The organism is Streptomyces sp. cmx-4-9 (assembly GCF_046548835.1).
Classification (GTDB): Bacteria; Actinomycetota; Actinomycetes; order Streptomycetales; family Streptomycetaceae; genus Streptomyces.
Window position 1 is genome coordinate 60705 of the sequence record NZ_JAEBEE010000002.1, and the last position, 12614, is coordinate 73318.

Annotated in this window: 11 protein-coding genes; 5 read left to right on the forward strand and 6 right to left on the reverse strand. The window is 73.4% G+C overall.

What is annotated here, in order from left to right; all coding sequences use genetic code 11:
* Window positions 1-86 precede the first annotated feature (86 nt).
* Entirely contained in the window at window positions 87-629 is a 543-nt protein-coding gene (locus ACLJTM_RS06155) for a rhodanese-like domain-containing protein (RefSeq protein WP_411102362.1), read from the forward strand.
* 75 nt (window positions 630-704) lie between these two features.
* Here the strand turns inward: ACLJTM_RS06155 and ACLJTM_RS06160 are convergent, their stop codons facing one another.
* The 3 genes from ACLJTM_RS06160 to ACLJTM_RS06170 all read right to left on the reverse strand — a co-directional run bounded on the left by ACLJTM_RS06160 (window position 705) and on the right by ACLJTM_RS06170 (window position 5285).
* Complete coding sequence (locus tag ACLJTM_RS06160) at window positions 705-2411, reverse strand: DUF885 domain-containing protein (RefSeq protein WP_411102363.1); 1707 nt, start codon at window positions 2409-2411, stop codon at window positions 705-707.
* Between the two features lie 130 nt (window positions 2412-2541).
* Complete coding sequence (locus tag ACLJTM_RS06165; RefSeq protein ID WP_411102364.1) at window positions 2542-3969, reverse strand: GNAT family N-acetyltransferase; 1428 nt, start codon at window positions 3967-3969, stop codon at window positions 2542-2544.
* Between the two features lie 464 nt (window positions 3970-4433).
* Window positions 4434-5285: an alpha/beta fold hydrolase gene (locus ACLJTM_RS06170; protein ID WP_411102365.1), complete on the reverse strand. Its 852-nt coding sequence runs from the start codon at window positions 5283-5285 to the stop codon at window positions 4434-4436.
* A gap of 286 nt (window positions 5286-5571) precedes the next feature.
* Here ACLJTM_RS06170 and ACLJTM_RS06175 point away from each other — a divergent pair, with 286 nt between their 5' ends.
* The gene (locus ACLJTM_RS06175; protein WP_411102366.1) at window positions 5572-6402 is read left to right on the forward strand and encodes a GntR family transcriptional regulator; all 831 of its coding nucleotides are present in this window, start codon (window positions 5572-5574) and stop codon (window positions 6400-6402) included.
* Between the two features lie 807 nt (window positions 6403-7209).
* Here the strand turns inward: ACLJTM_RS06175 and ACLJTM_RS06180 are convergent.
* The 3 genes from ACLJTM_RS06180 to ACLJTM_RS06190 form a co-directional block, all read right to left on the reverse strand.
* Window positions 7210-8367, reverse strand: a complete 1158-nt coding sequence (locus ACLJTM_RS06180; protein WP_411102367.1) for an ROK family transcriptional regulator — start codon at window positions 8365-8367, stop codon at window positions 7210-7212.
* Window positions 8368-8463: 96 nt separating this feature from the next.
* A complete protein-coding gene (locus ACLJTM_RS06185) occupies window positions 8464-9114 on the reverse strand; it encodes a response regulator transcription factor (RefSeq protein WP_411102368.1) in 651 nt (216 codons plus the stop codon).
* Between the two features lie 4 nt (window positions 9115-9118).
* Window positions 9119-10297: a sensor histidine kinase gene (locus ACLJTM_RS06190; RefSeq protein ID WP_411102370.1), complete on the reverse strand. Its 1179-nt coding sequence runs from the start codon at window positions 10295-10297 to the stop codon at window positions 9119-9121.
* Window positions 10298-10405: 108 nt separating this feature from the next.
* Here ACLJTM_RS06190 and ACLJTM_RS06195 point away from each other — a divergent pair, with 108 nt between their 5' ends.
* Genes ACLJTM_RS06195 through ACLJTM_RS06205 form a run of 3 tightly spaced genes read left to right on the forward strand, consistent with a single transcriptional unit; the run spans window position 10406 to window position 12611 of the window.
* Window positions 10406-11320, forward strand: a complete 915-nt coding sequence (locus ACLJTM_RS06195; RefSeq protein ID WP_411102371.1) for an ABC transporter ATP-binding protein — start codon at window positions 10406-10408, stop codon at window positions 11318-11320.
* Window positions 11321-11356: 36 nt separating this feature from the next.
* Complete coding sequence (locus tag ACLJTM_RS06200) at window positions 11357-12133, forward strand: ABC transporter permease (RefSeq protein ID WP_411102373.1); 777 nt, start codon at window positions 11357-11359, stop codon at window positions 12131-12133.
* A 40-nt stretch (window positions 12134-12173) separates the two neighbouring features.
* Window positions 12174-12611 carry a hypothetical protein gene (locus tag ACLJTM_RS06205; RefSeq protein WP_411102375.1) on the forward strand — a complete coding sequence of 146 codons (438 nt, stop codon included), beginning with the start codon at window positions 12174-12176 and terminating at the stop codon, window positions 12609-12611.
* Window positions 12612-12614 lie beyond the last annotated feature (3 nt).

The window sequence follows — 12614 nt, forward strand, 5'->3', positions numbered from 1 at the left end:
TGTACCAGGGGAATCCGCGGAGGAACAGGGGAAGGGCCGGGGAAACCCACTTCCGGCGCTCTTCAACAGATTGTAGTTTTCCAGGCATGACCACGACACAGAACCCCGCTGCCGGCCTCTTTGCGTCCCTCCCCGCTTCCCCGTCCGCTCCGGTGAACCCCGTGCTGCGCGTCCCCCCGGCGTCCCCGGCTGCGGCCGCCGCGTACTTCGCCGCGAGCCTGGCCTTCCACGCGGACGTCTCGGACGTCGCCGCTGCCTTCACGGCCCACCGGGAGGACGGCGCGGAGCTCGGCTTCCAGCTGGTCGACTCGCGCTCCACCCCGTCCTGGGACCAGGCCCACGTGCCGGGCGCCGTCCACCTGCCGACCGCCCTGGTCCCCGAGCAGGCCGAGCGGCTCCTGGACAAGAACCTCCCCGTGGTCACGTACTGCTGGGGACCGGGCTGCAACGGCGGCACCCGCTCCGCTCTGGCCCTGGCCGAACTCGGCTTCCAGGTCAAGGAGATGCTGGGCGGCATCGAGTACTGGATCCGCGAGGGCTTCGAGGTCGAGACCTGGCAGGGCAGCGAACGGCGCGCGGAGGCCGACCCGCTCACCGCGCCGACCGACTCGGACGACTGCGGCTGCTGACGCGGACGGGCCGCCCGGCCCCGGGAGGGACGGACGGCCCGTCGATGCGCATCCAGCCTGCGCGGTGCGCCCGGGTCAGAGCTTCGAGAGCTCGTCCACCAGATCGTCCAGCCCCAGCGAGCCCTGCGACAGCGCCGCCATGTGCCAGGCCTTCAGGTCGAAGGAGTCCCCGTGCGCGGCGCGGGCGTTGTCCCGGCCCAGCAGCCAGGCGCGCTCGCCCAGCTTGTACCCGATGGCCTGCCCCGGCATGGACAGGTAGCGGGTCAGCTCACTCTCGATGAAGTCCACCGGACGGCCGCTGTGCAGTCCGAAGAACTCCTGCGCCAGGTCCACGGTCCAGCGCTCACCCGGGTGGAAGGGGGAGTCCGCCGGGATCTCCAGCTCCAGGTGCATGCCGATGTCCACGATCACCCGAGCGGCGCGCATCATCTGGCAGTCCAGGTAGCCCAGGCGCTGCTCGGCGTCCTTGAGGTAGCCCAGTTCGTCCATCAGGCGCTCCGCGTACAGCGCCCAGCCCTCGGCATTCGCGCTGACGAGGCCGACGCTGGCCTGGTAGCGCGAGAGCTGGTCCGCCACGTGCGTCCACTGCGCGAGCTGGAGGTGGTGCCCCGGCACGCCCTCGTGGTACCAGGTGGAGACCAGGTCGTACACCGGGAAGCGGGTCTGGCCCATGGTCGGGAGCCAGGTGCGGCCCGGACGGGAGAAGTCCTCCGACGGGTTGGTGTAGTACGGGGCGGCCGCACCACCCGGCGGGGCGATCTTCGACTCGACCCGCTTGACGCGCTCCGCGAGTTCGAAGTGGGTGCCGTCGAGGTTCTCGATGGCCTCGTCCATCAGGCCCTGCAGCCAGTCCCGGACCTCGTCGACGCCCTCGATGTGGGTGCCGTGCTCGTCCAGGTGCCGCAGCGCCTCCCAGGGGCCGGCGCCCGGCAGGATCTTGGCGGCCTCCGCCTTCATGTCCGCGAGCAGCCGGTGGTACTCCGACCAGCCGTACGCGTAGGCCTCGTCCAGGTCCAGGTCGGTGCCGTTGAAGAAGCGCGACCAGCGGGCGTAGCGCTCGCGGCCCACCGTGTCCGGGGCCCCGGCGACGGCCGGGGCGTACACGTCGCGCATCCAGTCGCGGAGCCCGGCGACGGCCGCGGTGGCCGCGGCGGCCGCCTCGTCCAGCTCGCTGCGCAGCGACGCGGGGCCGGCGGCGGCAAAGGCGCCGAAGTAGTCGCGGCCGCCGTCCTCGGCCTGGCCGGCCCAGGTCGTGAGCTGCTCGATGAACGTGGCCGTCGGGCGCGGACCGCCGAACAGCCCGCGCTCCAGGCCCAGCGCGAGGCTCTCGCGGTAGCCGCCGAGGGAGGCCGGGACGGCGCGCAGCCGCTCGGCGATCGCGGCCCACTCCTCGTCGGTGTCGGCGGGGGTGAGGGAGAAGATCTCGCGGACGGAGTGCGCCGGAGAGTGGATGTTGCTGACCGCACGCAGGTGCTCGTCGGCCTCGTACACCGCGAGTTCGGCGTTCAGCCGCTCGCGCAGCAGGCGGGCGCAGCGACGCTCGGCGTCGCTGTCCGCGCCCGGCAGCTGCTCGGCCGCGTCGAGGCGGGCGAGGGTGGTGCGGGCCAGCTCGGCCGTCGCCGCGGCTCCGGCGGGGGAGAAGTCCGGGAGCTTGCCGGAGCTCGCGGCGACACCGAGGTAGGTGCCCGTGATCGGGTCGATGGCGATGAGGTCGTCGACGTACGCATCCGCTACCTGGCGGGGCAGACGGGTGGCGCTGTCGCTGTGGAGGGTCTCTGACATGGGCCCATCTTCTTATGGCCGGTGCGGTCCCGTCATCACCGTTTACTGTCAACCTGCTGACGCGAACAGGACCAACCGCCCGCCACGGACCGGCTCGCCCCCTGCCGGTCCCTGGCGCGGGACCGGCAGGTCAGGCCCGGCGGGGGGTCTCGTACGGCAGGCGGGGGACGACCGGGGCCGCGTCCAGCCGCGCGGTGATCACCAGGGTGCCCTCCTCGATCTGGTAGTCGAGCGGGAGTCCGAGACCGCGCATGGCGGCGACCATGCCGGTGTTGGAGGACTGGGTCACGGCGTACACGCTGTCGCACCCGGCCTCGACGGCCATCGCGAGGAGGCGGCGCAGGAGTTCGGAGCCGATGCCGCGGCGCTGCCAGTCGTCCTCGATGAGCAGCGCGACCTCGGTCTCGTCGCCGTCCCACAGCAGGTGCCCGAGGGCCACGAGCTTGCCGGAGGCGGTGGTGGCGGCCAGGGTGCGGCCGAAGCGCGGGCTCAACAGGTGTTCGAGGTAGCGGTCGGCGTCGGCGACCGGGCCGTGGTAGCGCAGCGACAGGGTGCGCTCGGAGCAGCGGTCGTGCATCGCGCGCGCCGCCGCCTGGTCGGAGCCGTCGGCGCGGCGCACGGTGATCTCGTTGCCCTCGGGCAGGGTCAGGACGTCCTGGCTGCGCGGGACGCGGGGGCCGAGCCGGGTGTCGAGCTCCACCAGGGCGCGGGCGCGGGCGAATTCGGTCGGGGTGAACGGCAGGTAGGGCCGCTCCACGGTGATCGCACCGCCCGCCGGGTCGCGCAGCCGCATGACGGTGGCCTCCAGGACCCCTTCGACGGGGACGTCACCGCCCGCCTGCGGACGGCCGGAGAGGGTGGTGGCCGGGACCGAGTGGATGGTGCAGCGGCCGAGCAGCTGGCGCAGGGCGAGGGGGAGTTCGGCGGCGTCCAGGGCGGTGCGGGTGGCCAGCCCCAGGACGCGGGTCGGGGTGTCCACCAGGTCGTGGGCGTCCGCCCGCTCGATCCAGGTGCTGTGGCCGCCGGCGCCGGCGACGGCCCGGGTGAGGTCGGCGGAGGGCAGCTCCTGCGGGGCGCGGAGCAGGAACTCGTCGACGGTGCCGCCCTCGGGCAGCGGGTGCGTCTGGAGGGTCAGGATGTCCACGCCGCTGCGGGCGAGGGCGGTGCACAGCACGGCCAGGGAGCCCGGCTCGTCCCGCACCGTCGTCCGCATCCGCCACAGCGCGGAACTCGTCGCGGTCGTCAGGGGGACGGGCGCCGGCTGCGCCGCCGGAGCGGCGGGTGCTGCGCCGTCCGTGGAATCCGGAGGCGGCGCATGGCTGTGCCGCCGGGCCCACCAGGTGTGGAACGCGGCGGTCACCAGCAGGGCCACCGCCGAGACCGCCAGCAGGACCGGGCCCCTCGGGCCGTGCACGACGAGGTTCGCGATGGCGTCGGCGACCGCGACGGCGCAGAAGAGCGCGGCCAGTTCGACGAGGTCGCGGCGCCAGTGGTGGCGGTGGTGGCGGTGGGAGGGCGCGGGGGCGGGCGCCGCGGAAACACGGTTACGGTCAGTCATGCACATCACTGTGGCGCAGGGGTGTTGCGTGATCGCGAACGGTCTGTGACCGATGGGTTAAGTATCCATCTGGCCGATTTCATGGCCTTTTCGCGACGATGCCCGGATTCACCCTCGGGCCGTGGCCCGCCGCGGAGTCGCCGGCCGCCCGCCGCTCGCCGCGCCTGTCTGCCGTGCGGCCGCCGGTTGCCGCGCCCGCCCGCCGGCCGGGTCCGCGGCCTACTGGCCCCCGCGCCCGGGAGGGAGGGCGCGGGGGAAGAGTACGCCGCCGTCCTGGCGCCGCGGCCGCACGGGCGGCTCTCCGCTCGCTGCGCCGATGTCCACCCCTCCGGAGTACGGCGGGTTCCCGGACGGGGACATGTTCGCGAACGGCGCCGACTGGACGTACGCCGTCTCCGGGCCGAAGGCGGCGTCGAGCCGCCCGGCCGGGAAGCCGCCCGCACCGGGCTCTTCGGGGTGGGGCGTCAGACGGGCGGGCGGCTCGCGCTGCGGGCCGTGTCCAGGATCACCCGGGCGACCCGTGCGGGGTCGTCGTTCATGGGGACGTGGCCGCAGCCGGGCAGCCGCACCAGGCGGGCGCCGGGGACGGTGATCTTGGCGCGCACCCCCTGGCGTCGCAGCAGCAGCCGGTCCCTGGTGCCCCAGGCGATGGTCACCGGCAGGCCGGGCACGTCCTCGGTGAAGCGTACGGAGATTCCGGCGGCGAGGGTCTGCTCGAAGCCGGTGGCATGGCGCAGGGCCAGGGTCTCCGCCACCACGTCCGCGGGCGAACGCCGGGCAGGGCGGGCGTAGATGGTGCTGGTGAGGGCGGTCCGGCCGGCGGCGCTGCGGGCGAGTCGTGCCACGGCCGGGCCGGGCAGCGCCTTCGCGCCGGCGCGCATCGCGAGAAGGGTGGCGAAGGCGTAGCGGCGTTCGGCCTGCGTCCAGAAGCCCGCGGGGGACAGGGCGGTGACCGAGGAGGCGAGCCCGCGGCGGCCCATTTCGAGCGCGAGCAGCCCGCCGAGGGAATTGCCGACGACATGCGGCCGCTCGACGCCGAGGGCGGTGCAGAGCGAACCGAGCGCCGCCGACACGGTCGCCAGGTCGTACGGAACCCCTGCCGGCAGCGGCTCCGACGCCCCGAAACCGGGCAGGTCCACGGCGATCACCTCGTACTGGGCGGCCAGGATGTGGGTCACCGGGTGCCAGGCCTGGAGGTGGTGGCCGATGCCGTGCAGCAGGAGGAGGGGCTCGCCCGCTCCCCGGCGCTCGTAGGAGACGGTGGCGGTGCGGGCGCCGATCGGCGAATCGATCGTGAAGGAGACTCTGGCGGTCATGCTGCTCCTCGTCGGCTGGACGCCCGTGAGACTGGCTGTCAGTAGGGGCTACCGCCATCACTACCGCCCGGTAGCCCTTGACTACAAGCCCTCGGTACGCACGAGAACATCCCGTGAACGGCTTGATACGTATGCCCGATCTGCCCGGCAAAGGGATGAGCATTGGTCTTGACCAAGGGGGTGTGCCGTCCTATCGTCGCAGGGATAGTGCAGGAACCTTTAATAAACAAGGGCGCCGAACTGCCGCTGGAACACGGCGAGTGCAGCGATGGCAGGAGGAGTCAGGGTGGGGACCACGCAGCTCGAAACGGTGCCGGAGCCGAAGTACTGGCACCTCAAGACCGTCCTCAGCGAGGCGCTCGACCAGGACTTCGCCGTGGGCGAGGTCCTGCCGAACGAACGTGAACTCGCCGCCCGCTTCGGCGTTGCCCGCGCAACCCTGCGCCAGGCCCTGGAGCAGCTGGAGCTCGAAGGCCGGCTGCAGCGCCGCCGGGGCGTCGGGACCACCGTCGCCCCGCCGCGCGTGGGCGTGGCGGTGGGCACCGCGGAGCACAGCTGGCCCGGTGAGGGCGTCGACGGCTGGGAGCCGGTGGACGCGGCCGAAGGTCTGGCGCCCGCGGCGGTCCTCAAGCTCCTCGGTGTCGGTGTCGGTGTCGGTGTCGGGGTAGGTGTCGGTACCGGTGTGGACGGCGGTGGCGGCCTCGGCGGGGGCCTCGCCTCCGACGAACCCGTCCACACGGTGCGCCGGACGCGCGTCGCGCAGGGGCAGGCCGTCGCGGCCGAGCTGCTGTACGTACCGGCCCGCTCCGTCCCCGGACTGCCTGCGATCGAGGCCCCCGCCGGACCCGCCCGGGCCCGCGCCGTCCTGCGCGAGCTGCAGCGGCTGGTGCTGGACGGCCAGGACCGCTCGGTGGAACTCGGCTCCGCCCGCGCCGACGACGCCCGCGAACTCGACCGCCTCCCCGGAGCCCCGGTCCTGCTGGTCACCACCCGCTACTTCACCGCCGCGGGCACGGCCGCCGTATCCGTCGCCACCTACCGGGCCGACACCTGCCGGCTCACTTTCGGGGACTCGGGGGCTGTGGAGATCACCCACGAACCCCGCGTGGCCTCCTGAACCCGCCCTGCCCCGGCCCTGACCCCAGCCGCCCTGACCCCGCCCGCCCCCGGCTGCCCTGAACGGGTCTGCGACGGCCGCCTTCAGGCCCGATGCCGGGTATCAGCGACGGCAGCCCGTGGCCGGAGGGCGCCGGGCCGGCAGCGGTGACGGATCATCTGCCGGCGTGCCGGGCGCGGGGGTCCGAGTCAGCGGCGGCGGGCCTACCGGCTGAGGCGCCGGGCGCGGGAAGCGACGGCAGGCCTTGGCCGAAGGGCGCCGGGCCGGCAAGGGTGACGGACCATCGGCCAGCGTGCCGGGCGCGGGATCGGTGGCGGCAGCCCTTGCCGGGACGCCGGCCCGGCGGCGGCCGCCGGGTGTGCCGGTCGCGTGGCAGGTCGGCGACGGCAGGCCTTGGCCGAAGGGCGCGGGCCGGCAAGGGTGACGGACCATCGGCCAGCGTGCCGGGCGCGGGATCGGTGGCGGCAGTCCTTGCCGGGGTCCCGGCCCGACGGCGGCCGCCGGGTGTGCCGGTCGCGTGGCGAGTCAGCGACGGCAGGCCTTGGCCGAAGGGCGCCGGGCCGGCAGCGGTGACGGACCATCGGCCGACGCGTCGGGCGCGCGGTCCGGGTCAGCGGCGGCGGGCCTACCGGCTGAGGCGCCGGGCGCGGGATCGGTGGCGGCAGCCCTTGCCGGGGTGCCGGCCCGACGGCGGCCGCTGGGTGTGCCGGTCGCGTGGCGGGTCAGCGACGGCAGCGCTTGGCCGGAGCGCGCCGGGTCGGCAGCGGTGACGGACCATCGGCCGGCGCGTCGGGCGCGCGGTCCGGGTCAGCGGCGGCGGGCCGTGACCGTTTTCTCCACGGCGAAGAGCTCCTCCTCGACGTGCTCCATCGCGAGCCGCAGCGCCCCGGTGGCGACGGCCGCCTCCCCGAGCAGGGACAGCGTCACCCGCGGCGGGCGCAGGCAGTAGCGCTCCAGTTCCTGCCGCAGGGGCTCCAGTACCCCGTCCAGCCCGGCCGCCCAGCCGCCGACCACGACCAGCTCCGGATCCATCGCCAGCACCAAGGCCGCCACGTCGTGCACCAGCCGCTGCAGGAACCGCTCGACGGCGGCCACCGCCCGCTCATCGCCCTGCTTGGCCATCGCGAAGACCGCAGCGACCGCCGGCTCGTCCAGCGGATGGAGCGGTTCGCCCGTCGTCGACAGCAGCTTCTCCGGGGTGACCTCGCGGCCCAGCAGGTGCAGCGCACCGATCTCCCCGGCCGCCCCGCCGAACCCCCGGTGCAGCCGCCCGCCGATCAGCGAACCGGCACCCGGGCTGAGACCCGCCATGACGAACACCATGTCGTCGGTGTCCCGTGCGGCGCCCTTCCAGTGCTCGGCGACCGCCGCAGCATTCGCGTCGTTCTCCACCTGCACCGGGCAGCGGAACGAACGCCGCAGCCGCTCCCCGAGGGGGAGGCCGGTCCAGCCCGGCAGGGCCGTCCCGAGGCGGACCGTGCCGTCCGCCTCCACGATCCCGGGGCTGCCCACGCCGACGGCCCGCAGCGAGTCCCGGGGCACACCCGCCCGGCGCAGCAGATCTGCGACCGCCGTACGGACCCGTTCCAGCCGCTCGTCGGCGGACGCGCTCTCGGCGACCTCCTTGGTGCCGGCCCCGATGACCCGCCCGTCCAGCCCCGAAAGGAGCACGGCGACGCGGTGCGCGCCGATCTCGATGCCCAGCAGGTGCCCGGCCTCGGCCCGGAAGCGGAAGCGCCTCGCCGGCCTGCCCTGGCGCCGTGCACCCTCCTCGGCATCGGCCTCGACGACCAGTCCGGTGCCGATCAGCCCCTCCACGACCCCCTCGACGGTGGGCCGCGACAGCCCCGTCACCCGGGTGAGGTCGGTCAGGGTCGGTGATTCGGCCGCGCGCAGCGCTCTCAGCACCACGGCGGAGTTGATCCGCCGGAGCAGTGAGGGGTCCCCGCCGGTCAGCTGCCCCAACGTGTGTCCTCCCAGCTAGCGAGCTTGTCAGCCGGATCGTACTGCCCACCCGGTACGGCGGCGAGAAGCAGCCCCCCACAACGGGGGCCGGCCGCCTCAGGCCGGGGCGACGAACCCCGACTCGTACGCCATGATCACCGCCTGGGTCCGGTCCCGCGCACCGAGTTTCGCCAGGATCGCGCTGACATGGGACTTCACCGTCTCCGCCCCGATGATCAACTCCTTCGCGATCTCCACATTGGTCAGTCCTTTCGTCATCAGCCGCAGCACCGCCTCCTCCCGCTCGGTCAGCTCCGCCCGCTCCAGCACCGTCCGGGCCTTGGGGTTCCCGTACTCCGCCGCCAGAGCCCGCACCGCCGCCGGGAAGAGCAGCGTCTCGCCCTCCGCCACCAGCCGTACCGCGTGCACGATCTCCGAGGGTCTGGCGCGCTTGAGCAGGAACCCGTCCGCCCCGGCCCGCAAGGCCTGGTACACGTACTCGTCGTTCTCGAAGGTGGTCACCACGAGGATCTTCGGCGGGGTGTCCACCGACCGCAGGACCGCCCGGGTCGCCTGGATGCCGTCCAGCAGGGGCATCCGCACATCCATCGCGACGACCTGCGGCCGCAGTTGCCGTACGAGGGGGACGACGGAGGCGCCGTCGGCCGCCTCTCCCACGACCTCGATGTCGGGCTGGGCGTCCAGGACGGCGCGCAGACCCGCGCGCACCAGGGGTTCGTCATCGACGATCAGTACGGTAACCGGCATCCGGTCAGCGTATTCGCTCCAGCGGAAGCCTCGCGCGCACCCGCCAACTCCCTTCGTAGGGGCCTGTCTCGGCCTCGCCACCCAGCAGGGCGGCCCGCTCGCGTATACCCCGCAGGCCGCTGCCGGTCCCCGTCATCAGCATGGGCCCGCCGGGCAGCGGATTGCTGACTTCCAGATCCAGTCTCCCCACAGCCGCTTCGACCCGGACCCGGACCGGCACCGGGCCGCAGTGCCGCAGCACATTGGTCAGCGCCTCCTGCAGGATCCGGTACCCCTCCCGGGTGACCGGCCCCGGCAACTGCTCCAGCGGCCCCGACAGCTCGGCGTCCACCGGGGACCCGGAAGCGCGCGCCGAGTTCAGCAGCCGGTCCGCGTCAGCCAGGGTGGGTCGCTGGGAGGGCGGCTGCGCGGACTCCCGCAGCACCAGCAGCACCCGGTCCAGATCCTCCATCGCGGCCCGGCCGGTCTCCTCGATCGCGCACAGCGCCCGCTCGGTGAACTCCGGGTCGCCCGCCGCCCGGGCCGCTCCGGCCTGGACCACCGCCACGGTCAGCGCGTGCCCGATGGAGTCGTGCAGCTCCCGCGCGATCCGGGTCCGCTCCAGCAACTGCTCCGTGCGGGCCTCCAGGGCGCTGAGCCGCTCGGCGGCCGAGGGACCCAGGAGCCGGGCCGCGATGGCCGTGACGGCTCTGCCCAGCAGGACCACGACGACCAGCAGCAGCACCAGCGGCACGGGCACGAGGGCCAGGGCCAGCCAGCGGGGCGGGATGACCGGCAGGATCACGACGTCCGAGCCGAGGGAGCGCCCGGCGCCGGTGACGGCGAGCTCCAGGGACATCATCGGCAGCCAGACCGTCGCCGTCATCGCCACGCCCGCCAGCAGGAGCCGTATCTCCAACCAGGCGACCGTCCGCCAGCGGTCACCCCAACGGGTCGACGCCGCCGTGCTGATGGAACCGTCGTGGCGGCCCCGCTCCTGCGGGGTCAGCAGGAACTGCGCCTGCAGCCCCTCGGCCAGCCGCACCCAGGGCAGCAGCCCGAACGGGGCGACGATCAGAGCAGGCACCCACGGCCACGCCGGCTCTATGAACATCCAGATCGACACGATCAGGATGGGCACGAGCAGGTGCAGCCAGCGGGTGTACGTGACACCGCGGAACGGCGCACGAAGCAGGAGGGACATGCCCTCATCCTGGCAGCCGCAGCACTTCGGGCGTCTCCCCCGTGCGGGGGAGACGGTCCCCCCGCACGGGGGAGGCAGGGGGAAGGGACCGACGGCGAACCTTGGGGCATGAACAGGATCGAGATTCGGGAACTGACCAGGGAATACGGCTCCGTCCGGGCCGTGGACCACCTCACTTTCGATGTTCTCCCCGGGCGCGTCACCGGCTTTCTGGGCCCCAACGGTGCAGGGAAGTCCACCACGATGCGCCTGCTGCTCGGACTGGACCGGCCCACCTCCGGTACGGCCACCATCGACGGACGGGCGTTCACCTCCTTCACCGAGCCGCTGCGCAGGGTCGGTGCGCTCCTGGACCCGCAGTCCATCCACGGCGGGCGGACCGCCCGCGACCATCTGCGCCTGCTCGCCGCGACCAACCGGATACCCGCGCAGCGGGTGGAGGAAGTCCTGGAGCAGGCCGGTCTCGCCCCGGTGGCCGGGCGACGGGTGAAGACCTTCTCCCTCGGCATGCGCCAGCGTCTGGGCATCGCCGCCGCCCTGCTGGGCGACCCCGGGGTGCTGCTGCTCGACGAACCGACGAACGGGCTGGACCCCGAAGGCATCGTCTGGATCCGCGAGCTGATGCGCGCACTCGCCGCCGAAGGGCGGACCGTCCTGGTCTCCAGCCACCTCATGTCCGAAACGGCGGCCGCGGCCGACCACCTGATCGTGCTCGGCGCAGGCAGGCTGCTGGCCGACACCTCGATGGATGGGTTCATCGAAGCGCGCAGCACGTCCAAGGTGCAACTGCGCACCTCTGAACCGGTCAGGCTGCGCGCGGCCCTCGCGCGGGACGGCCTTGAGCTGCTGGACGCCGGCGCAGGGCGCTGGACCGTCGACGGCATACGGGCGGAGCAGCTCGGCACCCTCGCCGCCCGGGAGTGCATCGCCCTGCTGGAACTGACCGACCTACGCGCCTCGCTGGAGCAGGCCTACCTCGATCTCACTGCCGACCACGCCCAGTTCACCGCCGCCGCCCGTTAACCCGCCGTGTCTGGCCGCACTCCAGGAGGTTCCGCCATGACCACCGCCCCGTCCGCCCCGTCCGCCCCGTCCGCCCTGCCCACCCTGCCTGTCCTGCACTCTGAATGGATCAAGATCAGATCCCTGCGGGGGACGTTCGGAGCCCTGATAGCCGTGTTCGTCGCCACGGTGGGAATTCAGGTGCTGACCGCCGCGGCGATAGGCCGGGCCGAGGAGGGCAGCATGGGTGAGGATCCGCTCCTCGCCGCTTTCTACGGGCTCAACTTCGGCCAGATAGCGGCCATCGTCTTCGGAGCGAACGCCCTCTCCGTCGAATTCCACAACGCAGCGCTCCGCACCAGCCTCACCGCCGTTCCCCACCGCACCCGCTTCTACCTGTCGAAGATGTCGGTGGTCGGCGGACTGGCCCTGGCCATGGGGCAGGTCACCGGCTTCGCCACCTTCGTGGCCGGCCAGGCGCTCATGGGGCCCTACGCCCTCGAAACGGGTGACCCGGGGACGGTCCGGGCCATCGTCGGCAGCGGGCTCTACCTGACGGTCGTCACCCTGTTCGCGGCCGGGCTGACAGCAGTCCTGCGCAGCGGGATGGCAGTGACGAGCCTGCTCATACCCCTCTTCCTCATCGTGTCCTTCCTCATCGGCGAAGCGGTGGGCGGACTCGGGCAGTACATGCCGGACCGCGCCGGACAGATGGTGATGCGGAGCGAGCCGCACGGCGACCTCGGCCCGTGGAACGGACTGGGTGTGATGGCACTGTGGGCCGCGGTCGCGGTGGTCGCCGGCTGGATCGCGGTGCGGCGCAGGGACGCGTGACACCGGGCCAGTTGTCAGTGCCGGTCGGGATACTGACGGCATGACCACGGCAGAGCATCTCGACGCGATCGACCGGCTCCGGGCGGAGGGTTTTCCGACCGAGCCGGTCTGGTCCGGTGGGCGCAGCAGCGGACCCGGTTTCCACCTGGTGCAGGTCAGTTGGACCGAGGACTTCCGGGACGACGGCGGCGCCGGTCGGGCCGAGGCGGCCGACCAGATCAACGCCGAGTACGGGGCGCTCACCCAGGCGCTGACCGACCGGTGGGGACCGGCCCAGGTCTTTGCCCTCGTCTCACTGCGGGACAGGGTGTTCGGCGGGGAGGGGATACCGGCCCCCTGGGCGGGGCTGAGCGAGGCCACCGGCCACGTGCACCTGTGGCGGGTCGAGGAGCGGTGGCTGGTGGCCTGTGTGACCCAGGGGGACGGTGACGACCCATACGTGCTGACGGCCGGGGTGACCGTCGTCGACCCGCCGTAGACC

Excerpts from the sequence above, each read along its gene's own strand:
- ACLJTM_RS06165 (WP_411102364.1), bottom strand. The coding sequence starts at position 3,969 with ATGACTGACCGTAACCGTGTTTCCGCGGCGCCCGCCCCCGCGCCCTCC.
- ACLJTM_RS06155 (WP_411102362.1), top strand. The coding sequence starts at position 87 with ATGACCACGACACAGAACCCCGCTGCCGGCCTCTTTGCGTCCCTCCCC.
- ACLJTM_RS06190 (WP_411102370.1), bottom strand. The coding sequence starts at position 10,297 with ATGTCCCTCCTGCTTCGTGCGCCGTTCCGCGGTGTCACGTACACCCGC.
- ACLJTM_RS06200 (WP_411102373.1), top strand. The coding sequence starts at position 11,357 with ATGACCACCGCCCCGTCCGCCCCGTCCGCCCCGTCCGCCCTGCCCACC.
- ACLJTM_RS06195 (WP_411102371.1), top strand. The coding sequence starts at position 10,406 with ATGAACAGGATCGAGATTCGGGAACTGACCAGGGAATACGGCTCCGTC.
- ACLJTM_RS06185 (WP_411102368.1), bottom strand. The coding sequence starts at position 9,114 with ATGCCGGTTACCGTACTGATCGTCGATGACGAACCCCTGGTGCGCGCG.
- ACLJTM_RS06160 (WP_411102363.1), bottom strand. The coding sequence starts at position 2,411 with ATGTCAGAGACCCTCCACAGCGACAGCGCCACCCGTCTGCCCCGCCAG.
- ACLJTM_RS06205 (WP_411102375.1), top strand. The coding sequence starts at position 12,174 with ATGACCACGGCAGAGCATCTCGACGCGATCGACCGGCTCCGGGCGGAG.
- ACLJTM_RS06170 (WP_411102365.1), bottom strand. The coding sequence starts at position 5,285 with ATGACCGCCAGAGTCTCCTTCACGATCGATTCGCCGATCGGCGCCCGC.